Source organism: Nocardia sp. NPDC003693 (genome assembly GCF_053981095.1).
Genome location: NZ_JBSFNO010000071.1, coordinates 1 through 16,935 on the forward strand (window position 1 = coordinate 1; position 16,935 = coordinate 16,935).

Genomic DNA, 16,935 nt, shown 5'->3' on the forward strand with positions numbered 1-16,935 from the left:
CTTGTTGCCGTCCCGCTCGTCGACCAGGAAGACGGTGTTGCTCAGCGCGGTGATCTCCGAGACCGCCAGCTTCTCCTTGGGATCGTGCAGCGGGTACACGAATTCCTTGACCGCCTTGGTCTTCAGATCGACCGTCACGATGCGGGTCATCGGCACCTCGCGCGCCGAGGTCAGCCCCGGGGTGGTGAGCCCGCTCTGCACGATGCCGACCAGGGTGCTGCCGTCGGGAGTGACGGTCAGGCCCTCCATGCCCTGGTTGGGGGTGCGCAGCGACAGTTCCCTCGGCAGTCCGCGCCCGGGGGACAGCCGCTCGAGTTCCACGCCCTTGGCATCGAAATGCACCAGGAACGGCCCGTATTCGTCCGAGACCCAGAAGGTGCCGTCGGCCAGGGCGACCAGGCCCTCGCTGTCGATGCCGTGATCGGTGGGCGCGAGGGCGTTGCCGTTCAGATCGCGCATGGTCTCGCCGGTGTCGGCGGACAGGTCGACCAGGCCGTTGAAGGGCTGCCCGGCCGGATTCTTCAGCGGGATGGTCGATTCCACCGTGGCCCGCGTCCCCGAGAGCTTCAGCTTGGCGATGGTCGGCGTGAAATCCGGTGTGACGGCCAGCTTCTCGTTCTTGCCCTTGCCGTCCACGTTGGGCCCGCGGTCGGTGAGCCCGTAGAACTCGTCCGTGGACCCGGGCACCGGGACGAACGCCGAGCCGAAGGCGCTGCCCTGCACGGTAACCCCGCCGAACTCACCCAGCGGCGCGATATCGGTGGTGAACAGCCGTACCGCGTCGGTGGTGGTGACGGTGATGCTGTCGCTTCCGGTGTACCCGGCGGCCGGGGTGTAGACCAGCGCGCCGTCGGTGCGGCGGGTCAGGCTGCCGTGCTGCGGATCGGCGAGCGCGACGGCCGCGCTGCCGCCGGTCTTGCCGAGCAGCTCGTCCAGGGAGATCACCAGCGGCTGGTCCTTGGCGGCGGTGAAGTCGGCCCCGGCGTCGGCGGAGCAGCCGGCGGTGACGGCGGCGGCGCACACGGCGGCTGCCACGAGCGCGGTACGGGTGTTGCGGCGAATTCTCACCCGCGATGCCTATCGCGTCGAATCGTCCGCCAGTTGACCGCACGCTGAACAGTTGCCCGCACCCCGGGAGTGACACCGGTCATGCGGGTCAAGGGGGTCCGACCGCACCGGCCGCCGGGAGGATAGGCTCGATCGGCACCCGTGCGGGTGCGCAGGCGATGTAGGTGAAGAGGAGACCAGGTGACCACGAACCGGATCCGGGTGGGTGTACTCGGGGCGCGCGGCAAGGTCGGGCAGGCTATCTGCGCCGGTGTCGAGGCGGCCGCCGATCTGGAGCTCGTGGCCCAGGTCGACAAGGACGACGCGCTGGCGGCGTTCGTCGAGTCCGGCACCCAGGTCGTCGTCGACTTCACTCACCCCGACGTGGTGATGCCGAACCTGAAGTTCCTGGTGGAGAACGGCATTCACGCCGTGGTCGGCACCACCGGCTTCGATGCCGACCGCCTCGAGCAGGTGCGCGGCTGGCTCGCGGGCCGGCCGGAGACCGGCGTGCTCATCGCCCCCAACTTCGCGATCGGCGCGGTGCTGTCCATGCGCTTCGCCGAACAGGCCGCCCGGTGGTTCGACTCGGTCGAGGTCATCGAACTGCACCACCCCAACAAGGCCGACGCACCCTCTGGCACCGCATTCCGCACCGCCGGCATCATCGCCGCGGCCCGGGAGAAGGCCGGGGTCGGCCGCAGCCCCGACGCCACCAGCCAGGAGCTCGAGGGCGCGCGCGGCGCGGACGTGGACGGCGTGCGCGTGCACTCGGTCCGCCTGGCCGGGCTGGTCGCGCACCAGGAGGTGCTGTTCGGCACCCAGGGCGAGACCCTCACCATTCGCCACGACTCCATGGACCGCACCTCGTTCGTGCCCGGCGTGCTGCTGGGCGTGCGCAAGATCTCGCTGCTGCCCGGTCTGACGGTGGGCATCGATCCGCTGCTCGACCTGTGAGCGCCGCCGACCCGAAGAAAGTCAACCGGGACGTCCTCAAGGTCGTCGCGTTCATCGGCGTCATGGCGCTGGTCCTGGTCTTCTACTTCCTGAGCCTGGGCCACCGCGCGATTTTCCTGCTGACCACCGACGACGAGCAGTACAACGGGATCATCTTCCGGGTCGTCGGGGTCGGCATCCTGATCCTGCCGTTCGTCGGGCTCTGGGCGCTGTCGTCCACGCTGCGCGCGGCCTGGGACCACCAGCGCCTGGCCCGGCGCGCCCGCGAGGAAGGCTTCGAGGTCGACGTGTCGGACCTGCCGCGCCGCCCGTCGGGCCGGCTCGAACGCGCCGCCGCCGATCAGCTCTTCGAGACGGTCAAGACCGAGTTCGAGGCCGATCCCGACAACTGGCGCACCAACTATCGCGCCGCCCGCGCCTACGACTACGCGGGCGACCGCACCCGCGCCCGCGAGATCATGCGCCGCGCGGTCGACCTCGAACGCGCGGAACGCACCGCCGCGCAGTCCTGAACGGGCGCTCGCCCCGGCGGGTTCGGCCACTGGTCCGCGGTCGGGATCAGGCACCGCGATCCTGATCCGCCCGGGCGGTCCGGCGCTGGTCGTCCGTCATCGACCTCGATCGTGAACGCCCGCCGCCGGTCACTCGGCGGCGGGCATTCCCGTCAGCGGGGAGGATGCGTGGCGTGCCAGTGTTCGGCGATGTCGATCCGCCGGGTCAGCCACACACCCTCGTGCGAGCGCACGTAGTCCAGGAAGCGGGCCAGCGACGCCGCGCGCGCGGGCTTGCCGACGATGCGGCAGTGCAACCCGACCGACAGCATCTTGGGCGCGCCGGCCACGCCCTCGGCGTACAGCACGTCGAAGGCGTCGCGCAGGTACGCGAAGAACTCCTCGCCGTTGGCGAAGCCCGCGGGGGAGGCGAAGCGCATGTCGTTGGTCTCCAGGGTGTACGGAATCACCAGGTGATCGGTGTCCGCGACCCGCACCCAGTAGGGCAGATCGTCGGCGTAGGAGTCCGAGTCGTACGCGAATCCGCCGTGCGCGACGAGCAACTCACGCGTGTACGGCGAATCGCGGCCGGTGTACCAGCCGCGCGGCGGTGCGCCGAACAGCCGGGTGATGATGGCGACGGCCTCCGCCATGTGCGCGCGCTCGGTCTCGGGATCGCTCATCTGATAGGAGATCCAGCGCAGCCCGTGACAGGCGATCTCGTGCCCCAGGCGCTGAAAAGCCGCCACCACCTCGGGATTGCGCTCCAGGGCGCGCGCGACCCCGAAGATCGTCAGCGGGATGTCGCGCTCTTCGAACAGGCGCAGCACCCGCCAGACCCCGGCCCTTGAGCCGTACTCGTAGATCGTCTCCATGGACTGGTGCCGATTCGGAAACGGCTGGGCGGGAACGATATCGGAGAGGAAGGTCTCCGAGCCCGCGTCGCCGTCGAGCACATTGTTCTCCCCGCCCTCCTCGTAGTTGAGGACGAAGTTCACCGCGATGTTCGCATCGCCGGGCCAGTGTGGATGCGGGGGATTCGGGCCGTACCCGACCATGTCCCGGGGGTAGTCGAGGTCGAAATCGCTCACCGGTGTCCCTCCTGTCCGCCCGCGAAGTACTGCGCGCGCAGGCGATCTCGCGCGTCGGCGGTGAGATTCCCGATCAGCCGCAGGCGCGCCAGCCCACCGTCGGGGAAGGCGTCCAGGCGCACCGCGGTGACCGGCGTCGCCGACTCGATCGCGAAGCGATGCCGGGTGTCGGGCTGCAGAACGGTGCGCGGCAACAGTTCCACTTCGGCTCCATCGGCCGTGATTCCGGTCAGCGCGGCCGCCCCGGGACTGTTGAACAGGAAGTACGAGGTGTCGATCTCGGCCAGGGTGAGAACGCCCGCCCCGGCCAGGCGCACCAGCACCCAGTCGTTGCTGTCGCGGTCGCGCCGGCGCGCGGTCTCCCAGCCCTCGCCCATGCTGCGCGCCGGCCCGGGCATGAGCAGTTGCTGCGGGTGGGAGTAGAACCGATTCGAGCAGTCCTGCACGAGACCGCCGTGCTCGAGCGCCGCCAGGTCGAAGGGGCCCGAATCCAGCAGCAGCGGATCGGGTGTCGCGATGCCGTGCACCCGCAGCCGGGCGACGCCGCCGTCGGGGAAGATGCGCAGGCGCACGTGGGTCCAGCGCCGGGCGGACTCGACCGGGAACGGATTGCGGACATCACCGAGCACCTCGGAGCGTTCCACGATGGTGGTCCAGTCGGTGCGCGCGGCCAGTTCGCCGGCGGACGGATAGCCCTGCACCGCAAGAGCTTCCACCGATACCTCGGGGGGATAGTTGCCCTTGAACCACGCGGTGTCCACCACGATCCCGTGAACGATCCCCGGCACGCCCAGTCGCACGATCGCGGTGTCGCAGTCGGACTTCGCGGGGGCGGCCCCGTCCGCACCGCGCCGCCGCCGGGTCTCCCACCCGTCGTACACCTGGCCCTTGTGCCCGAAAGTCGCGGGCGCATAGGTGGATTCCTGTGCCCGGACGAGATTCTCCTTCTCCGCGAAGGATTCGTCGTTCGCCCACACCACCGCACCGCCCAGGGTGCGCACCGCCAAGTCGGGCAGCAGCGTGAAATCAGCGTCGCTCATAGCGCGGGAATCTTCCTCTCTCGCAGGTGATGTAGTACCTCGACGGTGGCCGCCGGCGTGCGCGCGGTGACCTCCCCGGCCTCGAACGCGCCGCAGTCCAGCCCGCGCAGCACGACGGTGGCGAGCGCCTGCGCGGTGGCGGGCTCGTCGACGACCGCGCCGCCCTGGCGGTCCAGGTAGCGCCCGATCCGGGGCGCGGCCGCCTCCAGCGCGGTGCGATAGAAGCCGATGGTGGCCAGCCACCGGGTGACGAGATGTCCGGACCCCATGTCCCAGCCCTGGTAGTAGCCGCGCTCGAGGGAGCGGGTGACCAGGCGGTAGTGCCGCGCCAGCGCCTCGCGCACCTGCACCTCCGAACCGATCGGCAGCACCTGGGTGGATCCGTCGCACACCCACACCCCGGTCTGCGCGGCCGCGGCCTGCATGACGGCCTTGGCGTGATCGGCGACGGGATGCTCGAGCGTCTGGAACTGCGGCGATATTCCGCACGCGGCGCTGTAATCGTAAGTGCCGTAGTGCAATCCGGTACACCGCCCGGCGGAGAGCGCGATGGCCCGCGCCACCGTGGCGGTGCCGTCGGCGGCCACCACCGCCTGCGGGCTCTCGATCTGCAGCTCGAAGCGCAGCGACCGCTCCGGCAGCCCGTGCGCCGATTCCATGGCCTGGCACAGCAGCACGGCCGCCTCGGCCTGTTCGGCGGCGCGAATCTTGGGCAGGGTGAACACGAACCCCGGCGGCACCCCGCCCGCGCCCTCGAGCACCTTCTCCAGGGTGCGGACCATGCGCCCCCATTCCCCGGGCGTGAGTCCCTTGGTGCGGATTCCGCGCGAGCGCACCTGCTCGGGCAGCGCGGCCAGTATCGCGCCCGCCCGCAGCGCGTCGCTGTCCTCGGTCTCGTCCGCCCGGGTGCCGTAGCCGTCCTCGAAATCCAGGCGCAGATCCTGAATCGGCCGGGTGCGCAGCACCGTCCGGGTGCGCGCCAGCGCGTCGGCCCCGCCCAGTTCGGTGAGCAGTTCGCCGTGGCCGTCGGCCAGCGCGCTCGCCTGCGCGCCCCAGCGCGCCGGCAACTCGGCGTCGGCGTCCGCCGCGCTCACGTACACGGTGTGCACGGGCTGCCCCGCCCGGTCGCCCGGAAACCGTTGCGTCAGTTCGGCATCGATGGCGCGGACCCGGGTCTCGAGATTGCCCAGCACGTACGATGGCACACTCACGCCGGCAGCTCCTTGTCCTGGGTGGAGAACTCCGTCAGCAACCCGGTATACCTTTTGGGCGGCGGCGCGGCGTATTCGCCGCGCCCGGATTTGCGCAACCCCATGGTGATCAGCGACTGCGCGGTCAGGGTGGCGGCCGCGACCCCGTCCACCACCGGTACCCCGATCTCGCGGCTCAGGTACTCGCACAGATCCGCCATGCCCGCGCAGCCGAGCACGATCGCGTCCGAGTCGTCGGCCTGCACCGCCTCCCGGCAGGCATCCGCGATCACCGTGCGCGCCTTGGGATCCTCCAGCTCCAGCACCGGGATCTCGCACGCGTGGATGCCCAGGCAGAAGCGGGCCATCCCGTAGCGCTCGGCCAGTTCCGCCGCCCGCCCGCGGGTCCGGGCCAGGGTGGTGACCACGCTGAACCCGCGCCCCAGATGACTGGCGGCCTGCATGGCCGCCTCCGCGATGCCGATCACCGGCCCGCGCGCCGCCTCGCGCGCCGCGTCCAGGCCCGGATCGCCGAAACACGAGATGACGTAGCCGTCCACGCCCTCGGCCTCACCGCGCGCGATCTCCGCGAGCAGTCCCGGCACCGCCAGCGCCTCGTCGTAGTGGCTCTCGATCGAGACCGGGCCCATGGCGGGATTGACGCCCTCGACCACGGTGCCCGGTGCGGCGACCGCACGCGCCGCCGCGGCGGCCATGACTGTCATGGCCGCCGTGGTATTGGGATTGATCACTCGAATTCGGATGTTTCTCACCGGCTTTCGGTAGGGGTCGGGGTCAGGCGCAGCGGGCCGCGGGTGGCGAGCAGGTAGTAGCAGGCCAGGCCGATGCCGCAGCCGATGAACCAGCTGTACTGCGCCGCGGTGTACATGCCGGTGATCGAGCCCGAGGTCAGGACCGGGAAGACCGCGACGAGCGCGCCCGCGGCCGTCGCGGCGATCGCGGCCGGGTTGTATCCCCTGCGGTACCAGTAGGTTCCGCGCTCGGACATGGTGAACAACTCGTCCACGATCACCCGCTGCTTGCGCACCAGGTAGTAGTCGGCGATCAGGACGCCGAACAGCGGTCCGATGAACGCGCCCAGCGTTTCCAGGGTGTAGTGGATGACGTCGGGATTGTTGTAGAGGTTCCACGGCGTGATCAGCACCGACCCGATCGCCGCGATCATGCCACCCATGCGCCAGCTGATGCGCTGCGGGCTCACGTGGGAGAAGTCGAAGGCGGGGGAGATGAAGTTGGCGACGATATTGATGCCGATCGTGGCGATGGTGAACGTCAGCGCGCCCAGCACGATCGCGAAGGTGTTGTCGATGCGCGCCACCGTCGCCACCGGATCGGTGATGAGCTCGCCGTAGACCGGGATGGTCAGCGACGCGGTGACGACCACGAGCAGGGAGAACACCAGGAAGTTCACCGGCAGCCCGAGCAGATTGCCACGCTTGACCGCCGCGAAGGTGCGCCCGTAGCGGGAGAAGTCACCGAAGTTCAGCATGGGCCCGGAGAAGTACGACACGACCAGCGCGATCGCGCCCAGCATGACCGGCACCGCCGACCAGCCCGTCAGGGTGGCGGTCTGGCCCATGTTCAAGTCGATCCCGCTCCACCCGGCCTTGTAGATGAGGTATCCGCACAGGATGAACATGACCACGTAGACCGCCGGCCCGCAGAAGTCGATGAACCTGCGAATCGATTCCATGCCGCGCCAGAACACCGCCGCCTGCAATACCCACAGAATGAGATAGCTCACCCAGCCGAGCGCCGACAGGCCCAGAAATCCGTAGTCGTCGACCACCGCGTAGGGCGCCAGATCCGGAAAGAGTTTGATCAATGCCACATTCAGCGCGGCCGAGGCGAGGAATGTTTGAATTCCGTACCAGGCCACCGCGATCAAGCCGCGAATAATGGCCGGGATATTCGCGCCGATCACGCCGAACGAGCTGCGGCACATGACCGGATACGGCACGCCCGTCACCTGGCTGGGTTTGGCCACCAGGTTGCAGAGCCCGTACACGATCGTGATGCCCACGACCAGCGCGATAAGCACCTGCCAGCTGTGCAGTCCGAGCGCGAACAGGCTGCCCGCGGTGACGTAGCCGCCGACCGAGTGCACATCCGACATCCAGAAGGCGAAGATATTGTAGGTGCCCCACGTCTGCTTTTTCAGCGGCGCGAGGTCGTCGTTGACGAGCCGGGGATGGTAAGCCGGATCGATGGTCGCCGCGGGCGGCGGCGCACTCGGTGATTCCGGCGCAACGGTATCGGTCATGTCGCACATCCGATCTCGAAAAGTCCCGGCATTCGGAACGTCGTGTGCGAAACGGTATCGAGCGGGTATTGCCCCGGCGTTGCGAAAACTATATATCTTTCGGCGTCTGCGAATCGGCGAACAATCCGGTGTCGGTGGGCAGTCGCGACAGCACCCCGTGCAGGCGGGTGTGGTGCGCGGCGGTGGCGGCCAGCAGCGCGTCCGCGTCCCGGGCCAGGAAGGCCGCGAGCTGGCGGCTGTGATCGGCGTGCAGCACCACCCGGTCGCCCGCGCTGGCGTGCACCATGGGCTGCACGGGTTCGGTGATGTTCCAGGCGTATTCGAGCATGTGCAGCACCCGTGGCATGCCGGACGCGCGCACCAGCGCGAGGTGGAAGTTACGGGTCTCGCGGTGGTAGGCGACGGCGTCCTGCGCCAGGGCGGCCTGTTCGAGCCGGGCGTGGGTCGCGGTCGCCAGTTCGTGGTCGGCCGCGGTGGCCCGCCGCACCGCGGCCGCGAGCGCCGCGGTCTCGAGGCTTTCCCGCACCACGTACAGCTCGCGCAGTTCGGCCGCGGTCAGCAGGGTGACCTGATACCCGAAATTGGCCCGGTGCTCGACCAGACCCTCGCCGATGAGCACCTGCAGCGATTCCCGGACCGGGATCACGCTCACCCCGAACACCCGCGCCAGCTCACCCAGTGGCAGCCCGGTCCCCGGCGGCAGGTTGCCCTCGCGGATCAGCCGCCGCAGTTCGGCGAGGATCTCCGGCTGCGAATACCCGCGGCGGGCGTCGTCGGCGGGGGTGAGCTGCGGCAGCGCGGGCAGCCGCGGTCGGGAAGGCATCGGCCCACGGTAGCGGTCCGGCGCCCGGTTCACAGCTCGGAGATCGCGTCCGCTGGATTCGGCTGGGCCGCGGTCCCCGCGTTGTCGGTAGGCTCGGCGGTGGTGTCCACCGTGCGCCGCTACCGGCGACGTTCGTCACGTCGTGGACACCCCGGTGCGGGACTTTTCCGGGCGGCAAGCGGGTTCTACCCAAGCCGAGAAAACACTCTTCATGAAGGAGGCGGCGTGAGCGACACGCGCAAGGCGATTCTGGCCGGCGGCTGTTTCTGGGGCATGCAGGATCTGATCCGCAAGCAGCCCGGGGTGCTCGAGACGCGAGTGGGGTACACCGGCGGCAGCAATGACCGCCCGACGTACCGCAACCATCCGGGCCACGCCGAGGCAGTGGAGATCGTCTACGACCCCGCGGTCACCGATTACCGGGCGCTGCTGGAGTTCCTGTTCCAGATCCACGATCCGACCACGAAGGACCGCCAGGGCAACGACATCGGCTCGAGCTATCGCTCCGCCATCTTCTACCTCGACGAGGATCAGAAGCGCGTAGCCCTCGAGACGATCGCCGACGTGGAGGATTCGGGCCTGTGGCCCGGCAAGGTGGTGACCGAGGTGACCCCCGCGAGCACCTTCTGGGATGCCGAGCCCGAGCACCAGGACTACCTCGAGCGCTATCCCGAGGGGTACACGTGCCACTACCCCCGCCCGGGCTGGAAGCTCCCCAAGCGCCAGACCACCGCGAACTGAGATAACCCGATGAATCGGTGGGACCGGAGAAGATCCGGCCCACCGATTCATCGTTTGACCCGCCGCTTCGCCGTCACGCCGCCCGCTCGGCGTCCCCGCGACAACCCGGCGCCCCGGATCGGACGTGCCCTCGGCGGTCGGCGCTAGGCTCGTTCCCGTGCCCACGCTGCTGTTGATCCATCACACGCCCTCTCCGCACATGCAGGAGATGTTCGAGGCGGTGGTGGCCGGGGCCACCGATCCGGAGATCGAAGGCGTGGAGGTGCTGCGCCGGGCGGCCCTGTCCGTGACCGCGAGCGATGTCCTGGCCGCAGACGGCTATCTACTCGGCACCCCCGCCAATCTCGGCTACATGTCTGGCGCGCTCAAGCACGCGTTCGACACCTTCTACTACCCCTGCCTGGACTCGACCGGCGGTCGCCCGTATGGGCTGTACATCCACGGCAACCAGGGGACCGAGGGGGCCGAGCGCAGTGTGCTCGCCGCCGCGACCGGGCTCGGCTGGGAGCCGGGGGCCGCGCCGGTGATCCTGTCCGGGCCGCCCGGCAAAGCGGACCTGGAACGCTGCTGGGAACTCGGGGCGACGCTCGCCGCCCAGCTCATGCCGTGACCGCCACCGCGGCGGCCATCCTGGTGGCGGGGGCGCTCATCGCCGGGGCGCTGCTGGCGTGGCCGCGGACCCGGCGGTCGGTCACCACGCCCGCCGAGCGCGCGGTGCACGCGGCGCTGCACACCGCCGCGCTGGCCGCTAAACCGTTGCGGCGCGGGCTCACCGAGGAATCGGCCGAGGCCGCCGCACCGCATCTGCGGGCGCTCACCGGGGCCGAGGCGCTCGGGATCGCCGGGCCCGGCGGGGAATTGCTGGCTTGGGACGGAACGCATTTCGGGCTCTCGGAGGTGTTCGGCGACGCCGCGCGGCGCGCCATCGCGGGGGAGCGGCCGGTGTTGATCGCCGGGGACGACGGGTACACCCTTATCGCCCAGCCGCTGGTGAGCGAGCACAGCGGTATGGTCGGCGCGCTCGGCGCGGTGACCCGCGAACAACCCGGTCCGGGGTTGCTGGGTGCGGTGGCCGAGGTGGCCCGATACGCCTGCGGCCAGATCGAATTGGCCGAACTCGACGCCTCGCGCGCGCGGCTGGATCGCGCCGAGGTGCGGGCGCTGCGGGCCCAGATCAGCCCGCACTTCATCTACAACGCGCTCAACACCATCGCCTCGTTCGTGCGCACCGACCCGAGCCGGGCCCGCGAACTCATCCTCGATTTCGCGGACTTCACCAGGTACTCGTTCCGCACCGCGGGCGAATTCACCTCCCTCGCCGACGAATTGGGCAATATCGACCGGTACCTGGCGCTCGAGCGCGCCCGCTTCGGCGACGCCCTGCGCGTGCGACTGCAGATCGCGCCCGAGGTGCTGACCGTGGTCCTGCCGTTCCTGGCCCTGCAACCCCTGGTGGAGAACGCCGTGCGGCACGGCCTGGCGAGCAAACCCGGTGGCGGCACGCTGAGCATTCTGGCCGAGGACGCCGGCGCGGACTGCGTCATCAGCGTCGAGGACGACGGCGTCGGCATGGACCCCGAACTGCTGCGCTCGGGCGCGCTGGACGCCATCGAGACCGGCTCGGGCACCGCCGAATCCGCGCACGTCGGCCTGGCCAACGTGGACGACCGGCTGCGCGCGGCCTTCGGCAACGACTACGGCCTCGTGGTGGAGACCGCGCCCGGCTCGGGCACCAAGGTCAGCATGCGGGTGCCCAAGTTCCGCGCGGGCATCAGCGCCTGAATCGTCCGTATCATCCGGGCCGAACCGTTCGCTGCCGTTACTATGTACCGACTGTGACCAGGACCAGCGAAAACTCGGACGCCGCACTGCGCGTGCTGGCCGTCGACGACGAATCCCCGGCCCTGGACGAGTTGGTCTACCTGCTGCGCGCCCAGCCCGGCATCGGCGAGATCCACGCCGCCGGCAACGCCACCGGCGCCCTGCGCCTGCTGCGCGCCCACCAGATCGACGCCGTCTTCCTCGACATCAACATGCCCGGCCTCGACGGCCTGGAACTGGCGGGCATCCTCACCGAGTTCGCGCGCCCGCCCGCCGTGGTCTTCGTGACCGCGCACGAGGACCGCGCCGTGGCCGCCTTCGACCTGGGCGCGGTCGACTACCTGCTCAAACCCCTGCGCGAAGCCCGCCTCGCCGAAGCCGTCCGCCGCATCCAGGCCGCCCGCGCCCTGCCCGCCCCCGCCGAAAACCGGGCCGATCCGCACGAGGTCATCCCCGTCGAACTCGGCGGCGCGACGACCTTGGTCCCGCGCGCCAGCGTCAGCTGGGTGGAGGCCGACGGCGACTACTCCCGCCTGCACACCACGACCGGCTCCCACCTGGTCCGGATTCCCCTCTCCGAACTCGAATCCCGCTGGCAGGAGGCGGGTTTCGTCCGCATCCACCGCTCCTACCTGATAGCCCTGCGCCTGGTGACGGGCCTGCGGACGGTAGGCACCGGCACCGTCGTCTGCCTCCAGGCCGAAGGCACCGCCCGCGCGGTCGAACTCCCCGTCAGCCGCCGCCAGGTCCGCGACCTCAAACAGCGCCTCCTGCATCCGCGGCCGGGCCGATGACGGCCAGGCGCACACGGACTACAGCCATCCACGCCTCGCCCGGAGCCCGGCGATGACCGGGGAGCAGCGCCCGCGCGAGCGGGTCGTGCTGGCGCAGCGCCGAGGCGCGCGGCTCGTGCGGACCCGGGTCGAGGTCGCCGAGCAGACCGAGATCGGGGCGGCCATGATCGGCGGGCTGATCCGGGCGCAGTTCGGGTTGGCGGTGCGGGTCGCGCTGGTGGTCGTGGGGGTGCTGGGGGCACTGCCGCTGCTGTTCACGCTGGGGCCGCTCGGGGCGGCGACGGTGTTCGGGGTGCGGGTGCCGTGGCTGCTGCTGGGGGTCGCGGTGTATCCGCTGCTGTACGCGGCGGGCCGGGTGTTCGTGCGGCTCTCCGACCGCAACGAGCAGGACTTCGGCGAATTGACCGGGGACTGAGGTGAACTCGCAGCCGGTATCGGGGCTGACCGTCGCGGCGCTGCTGCTCGCCGCGATCGCCAGCATCGCCGTCGGCGTCTACGGCGTGCGCCTGGCCCGCACCACCTCGGACTTCCTGGTCGCCTCGCGCTCGGTGGGGCCGCGCTGGAACGCCGCCGCCATCTCCGGCGAATACCTCTCGGCCGCATCGTTTCTCGGCGTCGCCGGACTGATCGCCAAATACGGGGCCGACGCCCTGTGGTACCCGGTCGGATTCACCGCCGGATACCTGGGCCTGCTGCTGTTCGTCGCCGCGCCGCTGCGCCGCTCCGGGGCCTACACCATGCCGGACTTCGTGGAGTTCCGGCTCGGATCGCGCCCGGTGCGCAAGCTCGCCGCGCTGGTCGTGGTGCTCATCTGCGCGGTCTACCTGATCCCGCAATTCCAGGGCGCGGGACTGACATTGCGCATTCTGCTGGGCGTACCCGGCTGGGTGGGCGCGGTCGCGGTGGGCGCCATCGTCATCGGCACGGTGGCGGGCGGCGGCATGCGCTCGATCACCTTCGTGCAGGCGTTCCAGTACTGGCTCAAACTGACCGCCATCGCGATTCCGGCGCTGGTGCTGCTCGCGCATTTCCTCGGCGCGGATCGCGACATCGGTTCGCCCGCACCGCCGACCGTGGCCCAGCGCACCAGCGTCGACATCACCACCGACGTCGTGGTGCGCCTGGACGAACCGCAGAGCATGTGGGTCAGCGGCACCCTGGACGACGCCCCGACCGAGCGCACCGTGCGCCTGCTGCCGGGCGAACACGAACTCGGCGCCGGCAGCACCCTGATCCTGGACGCGGGCGCCCGCGTCCCGGTGGTCGTCGGCGCACCCGACACCGGCGCGGACTGGCTCGCCCCCGGCAGCGGACTCGGCGGCCCGCACCCGCTCTACCAGGTCTACTCCCTGATCATCGCGACGTTCCTGGGCACCATGGGCCTGCCGCACGTCCTGGTGCGCTTCTACACCAATCCCGACGGACGGGCCGCGCGCACAACGGCTTCCGCTGTCATCGGCCTGGTCGGGTTCTTCTACCTCTTCCCCGTGATACTCGGCGTCTGCGCCCGCCTGTACGTGCCGCAGCTGCTGATCACCGGTGCCTCCGACGCCGCGGTGCTGCTGCTGCCCGGCTCGGTGCTCTCCGGCCTGCCCGGTCAACTGCTGGGCGCGCTGGTCGCGGCCGGAGCCATCGCCGCGTTCCTGTCCACTTCCTCCGGCCTGCTGGTCAGCATCGCGGGCGTGCTCGGCACCGATGTGCTGCGGGGCCGCATTCGCGACTTCCGCCTGGCCGCGGTGGTGGCGGGCCTTGTCCCCCTGGGACTTTCGCAGGCCGTCACCGCGCTGGACCTCTCGCGCTCGGTCGGCCTGGCCTTCGCGGTCGCCGCCTCCACCCTGTGTCCGCTACTGGTGCTGGGCATCTGGTGGCGCGGGCTCACCGCCGCGGGCGCGGCCGTGGGCCTGCTGGTCGGCGGCGCGCTCGCGGGCGGCGCGACCGTGGTCTCGGTCCTGGGCGGCGTCCCCGAAGATCTCGCCGGCGGCTGGCTCGCGGCCGTGCTGAGTTATCCGGCCGCGGTGAGCGTTCCGCTGGCCACGGCCGCCATGATCGGGGTCAGCCTGCTCACCCGCCGCCAATCCGCCCGCGCGATCGGCCGCGTCTTCATCCGCATGCACGCCCCCGAACCGCTCGGCATGGGCGCGGATCGCGAGCGCGGCCTGCGCTCGGCCTGAGACCCGATCACCGGCTCGACCGGGTGATCATCGGCGAACCGTTCGTCGCGCCAACCCGACCGTTCACCGCACAGCCCGGCACCTTCACCGAGTGAGCCAGGCCACACCATGTTTCGCGCACCCCGTCCTCGATACCGTCACCGGGAGTAAGCCACATCACACGCTAGGAACTCCGATGAGCAGTATCGAACTCGGGAAGGGTGAGCCCCCGCGCACCCCGACCGCAGCGGACTTCGTCGCCGCCCAAGCCAGTCCGCAGTTCCAGGAGTTACGAAACAGGTTGCGCCGCTTCGTGTTCCCCATGACCGGCCTGTTCCTGGCCTGGTACGTGGTGTATGTGCTGCTCGGCGCCTACGCCCACGACTTCATGGCCACCGAGGTGGTCGGCAACATCAACGTCGGACTGCTGCTCGGGCTGGGCCAGTTCGTCTCCACCTTCGTGATCACCGCGCTCTACGTGCGCTTCGCCGATCGCGAACTCGACCCCCGGGCCGCCGCCCTGCGCGCCGAGCTGGAAGGGACCGCGGAATGAACCTGTTGGCCAGCGGAGAAACGGTCGGCAGCCCGATCGCCAACATCTCCATTTTCGCTGTCTTCGTCGCGGTCACCATGGTCGTGGTGATCCGAGCCAGCCGCAACAACTCCACCGCCGCGGACTTCTTCACCGCCGGCGGCGGCTTCTCCGGCCCGCAGAACGGCATCGCCATCGCCGGTGACTACCTCTCGGCGGCGTCCTTCCTCGGCATCGCCGGGGCCATCGCGGTCTACGGCTACGACGGCTTCCTCTACTCCATCGGCTTCCTGGTCGCCTGGCTCGTCGCACTACTGCTGGTCGCCGAAATGCTCAGGAACACCGGCAAATTCACCATGGCCGACGTCTTGAGCTTCCGGCTCCGGCAGGGCCCGGTCCGCACCGCGGCCGCCCTGTCCACGCTCACCGTCTCGCTGTTCTACCTGCTCGCGCAGATGGCGGGCGCCGGCGGCCTGGTGGCGCTGCTGCTCGATATCGATTCGCGCGCCGGGCAATCGGTGGTCATCGCGGTCGTCGGCGTGCTCATGATCCTGTACGTGCTCATCGGCGGTATGAAGGGCACCACCTGGGTGCAGATCATCAAGGCGGTGCTGCTGATCACCGGCGCGGCCGTCATGACCTTCATGGTGCTGGCCAAGTTCGGCTTCAACCTGTCCGAAATCCTCGGCTCCGCACAGCAGCACGTCTCCGAGTCGACCAACAAGGCGGTCGCGGCCCGCGACGTGCTCGCCCCCGGCGCGCAGTACGGCGGCAGCGAGATGTCCAAGCTGAACTTCGTCTCCCTGGGCCTGGCCCTGGTGCTCGGCACCGCCGGTCTGCCGCACGTGCTCATGCGCTTCTACACCGTCCCGACCGCCAAGGAAGCCCGCCGCTCGGTGGTGTGGGCCATCGGCCTGATCGGCGCGTTCTACGTGTTCACCCTGGTGCTGGGCTACGGCGCGGCCGCCATCGTCGGCCCGGACAAGATCCTGGCCGCGGCCGGCGGTCAGAACTCCGCGGCCCCGCTGCTGGCCTTCGAACTCGGCGGCGTGGTGCTGCTCGGCATCATCTCCGCGGTCGCCTTCGCGACCATCCTCGCGGTGGTCGCGGGCCTGACCATCACCGCGTCGGCCTCCTTCGCGCATGACATCTACGCCGGAGTCATCAAGCGCGGCAAGGTCGGCGAGTCCGAACAGGTCCGGGTCTCACGCATCACCGCGGTGGTCATCGGCCTGCTCGCCATCGGCCTGGGCATCCTGGCCAACGGCCAGAACATCGCCTTCCTGGTGGCGCTGGCCTTCGCGGTGGCGGCCTCGGCGAACCTGCCGACCATCCTGTACTCGCTGTTCTGGAAGCGCTTCAACACCTCCGGCGCGCTCTGGAGCATGTACGGCGGCCTGATTTCCACCATCGTGCTGATCGTGTTCTCCCCGGCGGTCTCGGGTTCCAAGACCGCCATGATCCCGAGCCGCGACTTCGACTTCTTCCCGCTGTCGAACCCGGGCATCGTGTCGATTCCCCTGGCCTTCGTGCTCGGCATCGCCGGCACGCTGCTGAGCCGGACCCCCGAGGACCCGGACAAGGCCGCCGAGATGGAGGTGCGCGCCCTCACCGGCGTCGGCGCCGAGAAGGCCGTCTCGCACTGAAACACCCCGCCCCGCCGCCCTTTTCGAATGGAGATCCCAGCAATGACCAGCATGATGGAACGCGACCACGACGACCGGGCCGCCTATCCGCCCAGCGCCGAGTTCGCCGCCTCCGCCAATGCGAACCAGGCTCTCCTCGATCGGGCGGCGGCGGACCGGGAGGCCTTCTGGGCCGAACAGGCGAGCCGCCTGCACTGGGCCGAGCCGTGGACCCGCGTATTGGATTGGGACGACGCGCCCTTCGCCAAATGGTTCGTGGACGGCAAGCTCAATGTCGCCTACAACTGCGTGGACCGGCACGTGCTGGACGGTCACGGCGAGCAGGTCG

General features: G+C 70.0%; 18 protein-coding genes. 11 read left to right on the forward strand and 7 right to left on the reverse strand.

From position 1 onward, the window contains the following. Positions 1–1,068: esterase-like activity of phytase family protein (locus ACWDOP_RS38425; protein WP_456349008.1), on the reverse strand; the 1,068-nt coding region annotated here is incomplete at its 3' end. Between the two features lie 180 nt (positions 1,069–1,248). Between ACWDOP_RS38425 and dapB the strand changes: the two genes are divergently transcribed. Then, the gene (gene dapB, locus ACWDOP_RS38430) at positions 1,249–2,004 is read left to right on the forward strand and encodes a 4-hydroxy-tetrahydrodipicolinate reductase (protein ID WP_454203985.1); all 756 of its coding nucleotides are present in this window, start codon (positions 1,249–1,251) and stop codon (positions 2,002–2,004) included. 62 nt (positions 2,005–2,066) lie between these two features. Then, positions 2,067–2,516: a hypothetical protein gene (locus ACWDOP_RS38435; protein ID WP_454204159.1), complete on the forward strand. Its 450-nt coding sequence runs from the start codon at positions 2,067–2,069 to the stop codon at positions 2,514–2,516. A gap of 152 nt (positions 2,517–2,668) precedes the next feature. On the opposite strand, the gene puuE is transcribed toward ACWDOP_RS38435, so the two are convergent. The 6 genes from puuE to ACWDOP_RS38465 form a co-directional block, all read right to left on the reverse strand. Further along, on the reverse strand, positions 2,669–3,553 hold the full coding sequence (puuE, locus tag ACWDOP_RS38440) for an allantoinase PuuE (RefSeq protein ID WP_456349016.1): 885 nt from the start codon (positions 3,551–3,553) through the stop codon (positions 2,669–2,671). Between the two features lie 29 nt (positions 3,554–3,582). After that, positions 3,583–4,626, reverse strand: coding sequence for an allantoicase (alc, locus tag ACWDOP_RS38445; RefSeq protein WP_456349009.1), 1,044 nt, complete (start codon positions 4,624–4,626; stop codon positions 3,583–3,585). Next, positions 4,623–5,837 (reverse strand): DUF6986 family protein, encoded by a 1,215-nt coding sequence (locus ACWDOP_RS38450; protein WP_456349010.1) that lies wholly within the window; start codon positions 5,835–5,837, stop codon positions 4,623–4,625. Before ACWDOP_RS38450 ends, alc begins: the two co-directional genes overlap by 4 nt. Next, positions 5,834–6,580: an aspartate/glutamate racemase family protein gene (locus tag ACWDOP_RS38455; protein WP_456349017.1), complete on the reverse strand. Its 747-nt coding sequence runs from the start codon at positions 6,578–6,580 to the stop codon at positions 5,834–5,836. Before ACWDOP_RS38455 ends, ACWDOP_RS38450 begins: the two co-directional genes overlap by 4 nt. Positions 6,581–6,585: 5 nt before the next feature. Continuing rightward, a complete protein-coding gene (locus ACWDOP_RS38460; RefSeq protein ID WP_456349011.1) occupies positions 6,586–8,100 on the reverse strand; it encodes an NCS1 family nucleobase:cation symporter-1 in 1,515 nt (504 codons plus the stop codon). Between the two features lie 88 nt (positions 8,101–8,188). Continuing rightward, positions 8,189–8,923: a GntR family transcriptional regulator gene (locus ACWDOP_RS38465; RefSeq protein ID WP_454203989.1), complete on the reverse strand. Its 735-nt coding sequence runs from the start codon at positions 8,921–8,923 to the stop codon at positions 8,189–8,191. A gap of 225 nt (positions 8,924–9,148) precedes the next feature. Here ACWDOP_RS38465 and msrA point away from each other — a divergent pair, with 225 nt between their 5' ends. From msrA to ACWDOP_RS38510, 9 genes are all read left to right on the forward strand, one after another. After that, positions 9,149–9,664 (forward strand): peptide-methionine (S)-S-oxide reductase MsrA, encoded by a 516-nt coding sequence (msrA, locus tag ACWDOP_RS38470; protein WP_456349012.1) that lies wholly within the window; start codon positions 9,149–9,151, stop codon positions 9,662–9,664. Positions 9,665–9,821: 157 nt separating this feature from the next. Continuing rightward, a complete protein-coding gene (locus tag ACWDOP_RS38475; protein WP_456349013.1) occupies positions 9,822–10,274 on the forward strand; it encodes a flavodoxin family protein in 453 nt (150 codons plus the stop codon). Next, the gene (locus tag ACWDOP_RS38480; RefSeq protein ID WP_456349014.1) at positions 10,271–11,446 is read left to right on the forward strand and encodes a sensor histidine kinase; all 1,176 of its coding nucleotides are present in this window, start codon (positions 10,271–10,273) and stop codon (positions 11,444–11,446) included. The genes ACWDOP_RS38475 and ACWDOP_RS38480 overlap by 4 nt, the downstream gene beginning before the upstream one ends. A gap of 53 nt (positions 11,447–11,499) precedes the next feature. Beyond that, entirely contained in the window at positions 11,500–12,279 is a 780-nt protein-coding gene (locus ACWDOP_RS38485) for a LytR/AlgR family response regulator transcription factor (RefSeq protein ID WP_454203994.1), read from the forward strand. 52 nt (positions 12,280–12,331) lie between these two features. Beyond that, a complete protein-coding gene (locus ACWDOP_RS38490; RefSeq protein WP_454203995.1) occupies positions 12,332–12,694 on the forward strand; it encodes a hypothetical protein in 363 nt (120 codons plus the stop codon). A gap of 1 nt (position 12,695) precedes the next feature. Further along, positions 12,696–14,450 (forward strand): sodium/solute symporter, encoded by a 1,755-nt coding sequence (locus tag ACWDOP_RS38495; RefSeq protein ID WP_456349015.1) that lies wholly within the window; start codon positions 12,696–12,698, stop codon positions 14,448–14,450. Positions 14,451–14,625: 175 nt separating this feature from the next. Beyond that, positions 14,626–14,982, forward strand: a complete 357-nt coding sequence (locus ACWDOP_RS38500) for a DUF485 domain-containing protein (RefSeq protein ID WP_454203997.1) — start codon at positions 14,626–14,628, stop codon at positions 14,980–14,982. Beyond that, entirely contained in the window at positions 14,979–16,607 is a 1,629-nt protein-coding gene (locus ACWDOP_RS38505; RefSeq protein WP_454203998.1) for a solute symporter family protein, read from the forward strand. The genes ACWDOP_RS38500 and ACWDOP_RS38505 overlap by 4 nt, the downstream gene beginning before the upstream one ends. A gap of 51 nt (positions 16,608–16,658) precedes the next feature. Continuing rightward, on the forward strand, positions 16,659–16,935 hold a 277-nt coding region (locus ACWDOP_RS38510; RefSeq protein WP_456349018.1), incomplete at its 3' end, for an acetyl-coenzyme A synthetase N-terminal domain-containing protein.

Excerpts from the sequence above, each read along its gene's own strand:
- ACWDOP_RS38435 (WP_454204159.1), top strand. The coding sequence starts at position 2,067 with ATGGCGCTGGTCCTGGTCTTCTACTTCCTGAGCCTGGGCCACCGCGCG.
- puuE (WP_456349016.1), bottom strand. The coding sequence starts at position 3,553 with ATGGTCGGGTACGGCCCGAATCCCCCGCATCCACACTGGCCCGGCGAT.
- alc (WP_456349009.1), bottom strand. The coding sequence starts at position 4,626 with ATGAGCGACGCTGATTTCACGCTGCTGCCCGACTTGGCGGTGCGCACC.
- ACWDOP_RS38460 (WP_456349011.1), bottom strand. The coding sequence starts at position 8,100 with ATGACCGATACCGTTGCGCCGGAATCACCGAGTGCGCCGCCGCCCGCG.
- ACWDOP_RS38465 (WP_454203989.1), bottom strand. The coding sequence starts at position 8,923 with ATGCCTTCCCGACCGCGGCTGCCCGCGCTGCCGCAGCTCACCCCCGCC.
- ACWDOP_RS38490 (WP_454203995.1), top strand. The coding sequence starts at position 12,332 with ATGACCGGGGAGCAGCGCCCGCGCGAGCGGGTCGTGCTGGCGCAGCGC.
- ACWDOP_RS38500 (WP_454203997.1), top strand. The coding sequence starts at position 14,626 with ATGAGCAGTATCGAACTCGGGAAGGGTGAGCCCCCGCGCACCCCGACC.
- ACWDOP_RS38505 (WP_454203998.1), top strand. The coding sequence starts at position 14,979 with ATGAACCTGTTGGCCAGCGGAGAAACGGTCGGCAGCCCGATCGCCAAC.